This window comes from Kitasatospora sp. NPDC057223, assembly GCF_042669755.1.
In the GTDB taxonomy this organism is placed as follows: Bacteria; Actinomycetota; Actinomycetes; order Streptomycetales; family Streptomycetaceae; genus Kitasatospora.
Genome location: NZ_JBHUWW010000260.1, coordinates 1 through 4,111 on the forward strand (window position 1 = coordinate 1; position 4,111 = coordinate 4,111).

At 70.5% G+C, this 4,111-nt stretch carries 2 protein-coding genes; one reads left to right on the forward strand and one right to left on the reverse strand.

Annotated elements, in window-relative coordinates:
* Positions 1 to 39 precede the first annotated feature (39 nt).
* Entirely contained in the window at positions 40 to 2,682 is a 2,643-nt protein-coding gene (locus tag ACFUK0_RS39615; RefSeq protein ID WP_380258847.1) for a glycoside hydrolase family 97 catalytic domain-containing protein, read from the reverse strand.
* A gap of 956 nt (positions 2,683 to 3,638) precedes the next feature.
* Between ACFUK0_RS39615 and ACFUK0_RS39620 the strand changes: the two genes are divergently transcribed.
* Positions 3,639 to 4,111 (forward strand): substrate-binding domain-containing protein (locus tag ACFUK0_RS39620; RefSeq protein ID WP_380258849.1); only part of this gene is annotated, 473 nt, incomplete at its 3' end.

Sequence of the window (4,111 nt, forward strand, 5' to 3'; positions counted from 1 at the left end):
GCTGTACGCGTCGGCCGCGGCGCCGGCTGCCCGCCCGGATCAGGCGCGCGCCCACTTCTGGTTGGCCGTGCCGCTGCAGGTCCACAGCTCCACGAGGGTGCCGTTGGCCGTGCCGTGTTCGATCGCGTCCAGGCACTTGCCGGACCCGACGTTCACGACCGCCCCGTCGGACCGCACCCGCCACTGCTGGCCGGCCGAGCCGTCGCAGTCGCGGATCTCGACGGCGGTCCCGTTGGCGGTGGCCCCGCCGACGGCGCCCAGGCACTCGTTGGTGAAGACCCGCAGCTGGTTGGTCGCCGTCGAGGTCCAGAGCTGGTTGGCGCCGGCGTTGCAGGTCCACAGCGCGGGCCGGGTGCCGTTGGCGTCGTTGCTGTTCGGCACGTCGACGCACCTGGCCGACTCCTGGCCCTTGAGGGGGGCGGAGACGTCGGCGCGGGCCCACTTCTGGTTGGCCGCGCCGCTGCAGGTGCGGATGGCCAGTCCGGTGCCGTTGGCCGTGCCGTGGTCGTTCGCGTCCAGGCACTTGCCGGAGCCCGTGTTGACGACCGAGCCGTCGGCCCTGACCGTCCACTTCTGGGCGCCGGTGTTGTTGCAGTCGTAGATCTGCACCACCGTCCCGTCGGCGGTGCCGGCGCCCTTGACGTCCAGGCACTTGGTCCCGTAGACCGACAACTGGCCGGCCGGTGTCAGCGTCCACGACTGGTTGGCGCCGGCGTTGCAGTCCCACAGCTTGACGGCGGTCCCGTTGGTCTGGCTCTTGTCGGGCACGTCGGCGCACAGGCCGGACTCCTGGCCCTTGAGGAACCCGTCCACGTCGGTCGTGCCGCAGGTCGTCATCCCGCTGCTGTACGGGCAGACGACCGACGCGAAGCCGCCGTTGCGCGCCTCGGGAACGGACAGCGTGTCCGTGTTCGTGACCACCCTGGTCTCCCTGAGCAGGCCGCCGTTGCCGTCCCGGACGGTCTCCAGCAGCCACTGGCCGCCGCCGAGGAAGCTCAGCGGCGACTGGAAGGTCTTGGCCGCCAGCGCCGAGATCCCGCCGAGGTACCACGTGCCGCCGCTGCGCCGGGCCAGGTAGGCCTCCTGGCCGGGGCTGCCGCCGAGCAGCCGGGTCTCGTCCCACGCGGTCGGAAGCTGGTCGAGGATGCGCAGCGCCTCGGGACGGGACCGGTAGCTCTCCGGGTTGTCCGCGAGGTGCTGCCAGCCCGACTCGAACACCACCGAGGTCGCGAGCTCGTGGGCGTCGCTGGTGTCGCGGTTGGCCAGGCTGAACACGACCGGTGTGAAGTCGGTGCTCGACACGACGTTGCGGGTGAACGGCAGGTAGGTGTTGAAGACGGCCCGGTTCTGCTGCTGTTCGGCGCCGAACACCGCCTCACCGGTCATCACGTGCGGCCAGGTGCGCTGCATGCCGCGGGGGGTGGCGGAGCCGTGGAAGTTGACCATCAGCTTCTGCTGCGCGGTCGCGGCGAGGATGGCGTCGTACCACTTCAGGGTGGGCTGGGTGTACTCGTAGCTGAAGTCGATCTTGACGCCGGCCACGCCCCAGCTCTTGACCAGGGGCAGCCACTGGTCGCGCTGCTGGGAGGTCTGCAGGTTGGCGGAGTTGAACCAGAGGATCACCTTCACCCCGCGCTGTGCGGCGTAGGCCACCAGGTCCGGCGCCCAGCTCGACTGCCAGCCCTCGTCGACCAGGACGTAGCCCCAGCCGTTGTGCTGCGCGAAGTCGATGTACTCGCGCTGGCGGGCCGGATCGCCGGGGCTGGAGTGTTCGGTGAGCCAGGACCAGGCCACGGTGCCGGGCTCGACCCACGAGGTGTCGGCCACCCGGGACGCCGGTGCGAGGTCGTCGACGAGGGTCGAGCCGGTGACGGCCGCCAGGTCGCCGACGGCCGCGGTACGCCAGGGTGTGGCGAGCGGCAGGCTCGCCGTGACGGGCGCGCCGGTGATCGCGGTCGTGTACGTGCCGGAGCCAGCGGAGTGGGTCAGCCGACTGGCGGCGTAACGGCCGTCGAGGTCGGTCTCGGCCACCAGCGCGTACGTTCCGCCGACCTGGAAGAGCGCCGGTATGCCGTAGTTGTTCGACGGCGCTCCGCCCGCGGTCGTCTGGAACCACTTGCCCTGGTCCTCGCTGTGCGGTGGCACCAGCCAGGCGGCGGACGACGTCGGGACGCTCCACGAGGAGGTCTCGCGGCGCACCGTCACGGATCCGGATCCGGGGAGCACGTACCGGTAGGCGGTGCCGGTGTCGGAGGCGCGCACGACGACGTCCAGCCGGGCGCCGCCGGTGCCGGTGAAGGACAGGGTGCTCTCGTTGTACGTGGTGCGCCGGCTGAGCTGCTTGCCGGTCGTCATGGTGTACGCCTCGGTGACCGTGCGGTCCTGGCGCTGGGTGAAGGCCAGGTTCTTCGTGAGGTCGGCAGCGGCGGTCTCGATGCCGATCGGGGACGGGGACAGGACCGCCCGGCCCTGATTCGAGACGCCGAAGGTCAGCACGCCGTCGGTCAGGGCGAGTTGCGCGGACGTGGGGGAGCCGGCCGACGGTCCGGTGACCGTCCAGGTGGTGGCCGCCGCGGCGGGTGCCGCGTGGGCGGTGGGGGCTGCGGAGAAGAAGGTCGCCGCGAGGGTCGCTGCCAGGGCGCAGCGTGCGAGCAGCGTTCGGCGGAATTTCCCTTTCGACACGAGAAGCTCCTTTCGGGTGGAGGGCGTGCTGCTCCTGCCGGCGGACGTGCGGGAGCAGCGGGGCGGTGGGCGGGCGGACCGGTGCGGCCGGGTGCGCGCCCCAGTGGTGGAACGTGGGCGGTCCCGTCACGGGAGTGAGTGCGGAAACCAGGAAAGGCCGGACGGAAGCGGCTCCGTCCGACCGTCGCCCGTGCGCAGGTGAACTCCCCTGGCGGGAAGAACCGGTGGGCCGTGGCGGGGCCGCGGCGCAGCCGCTCGGGGCCGCGACCGGAGGGCGTGCGGCCTCCTGGCGGGAGGGCCGGGAGTGTGGCGCGGTGCTAGCCCGGCGCGGTCGGTGCGCGTCCGGGCGGTGGAACGTGTGCGGCTCCGTGGCGGGAAGAAGTACGGAACCGAGCAGGGCCGAACGAAAGCAGCTACATCAGACCGTCGGCCTGTACCCATGTCAATACCCTTGACGGGAAGGGCTGATGGTGGGCGTGGGGCGGTTCCGGTAGCCGCACGGGTCCGTCGTCGCCCTGTCGGCCCCGACGCCGGCCTGCCGATCCGATGTCGGAATGTGAGTGGAGTGACAGGAGTGACGGGCCGGCTTCCCGTAGGCCCGGAACGCCGGAGGGTCGCCCGTCGCGCCGGTGCTCCGCGATCAGTTGACGGCTCAACAGCCATACCAGTTTAGGTTTTTGACTGAACAAACCACGATGCGCCCAAATGTGCAGGACGGATGGTCACGAGGCGGTATCGGTCCTTCCGCCCTCTTGACGTCGTTGCGTGACAGCGATGTCATATGTTGCATCCCGTTTGAACATGTTAGTTATTGGTGAGACGGATGGCCGCAGTCTGCGGACAGCTTCGGAGAGAGAGCCCTGCCCTCCCTGCCACCGTCCACCGTGCGTACCCGATGCCGTCGCCCTTCCCCGCACCCCCAGCGCCGATACTGGCGCGTGCTCAAGGAGCTGTCCATGTTCCGCACCACCCGCAGCACCGTCGCTGCGACCGGCCTGCTGCTCGCCCTGGGCCTGACCACCGGCTGTTCCACCGGCAAGGAGGCGACGAGTGCGGACGCCACGGTCGCACCCGTGAGCGGCAAGATCTCGATCACCTACCTGCAGAAGCAGGGTGACCAGGAGTACTTCGTCGGTGAGGCCGCCGGCGCCAAGGCCAAGGCCGCCGAGCTGGGCGTCGACCTCAAGGTCGTCAACCTCGGCAACGACGCCAACAAGACCGTCAGCGAAGTCCAGTCGGCCGTCGCGCAGAAGACCAACGGCATCATCATCGTGGTGCCGGACCCGGCGGTGGGCCCGCAGGTCGTGCAGACCGCCAAGGACGGCAAGGTGGCACTGCTGACCTCCGACGACCAGATCTGTGCCAGCGGCCCGGACCCGTCCGCCTGTGCCAAGGACGACCTCGTCGCCCGGATCGGCTTCTCCGGCGC